Annotated in this window: 1 protein-coding gene and 1 pseudogene; one reads left to right on the top strand and one right to left on the bottom strand. The window is 75.0% G+C overall.

Annotated features, from left to right (window positions below):
• Positions 1-216, top strand: a pseudogene (locus D471_RS40015) (hypothetical protein); the annotation flags it as partial.
• 23 nt (positions 217-239) lie between these two features.
• Here D471_RS40015 and D471_RS42450 read toward each other — a convergent pair.
• Complete coding sequence (locus tag D471_RS42450) at positions 240-359, bottom strand: helix-turn-helix domain-containing protein (protein ID WP_338045318.1); 120 nt, start codon at positions 357-359, stop codon at positions 240-242.
• Position 360 lies beyond the last annotated feature (1 nt).

Raw genomic sequence — 360 nt, forward strand, 5'->3', positions numbered from 1 at the left:
AGGGAACGCGCCCACGCGCGCAGCCTGGGCCGGGTCGTCACACCGGAGCGCTTCCCCACCATCGCGGCGATGCTGGACGACGGGGTCATGACCGCCGCCGACACCGCGGCGCCCGCCGCGCCCACCGACGACATGTCCTTCTCCCTGGAGCGGATCCTGGACGGCGTCGAGGTCTACGTCGAGCGCCAGTGTCGGCCCGAGGCGAGCGCGCGTTAGGGCGTGTGTCCGCCGTGCACGCCCTAACGCGCCACCACCAGATGGTGCCGGGTCAGCGCGGAGACGACCCGGGCGGCCTCGGCCGCGTCCACGCCCACCCGCTCGGCCAGGGCGGACACCGTCAGCTCCCGGTGCTCGGCCAGC

The sequence above is a fragment of the Nocardiopsis lucentensis DSM 44048 genome (genome assembly GCF_000341125.1).
Taxonomy (GTDB): Bacteria; Actinomycetota; Actinomycetes; order Streptosporangiales; family Streptosporangiaceae; genus Nocardiopsis; species Nocardiopsis lucentensis.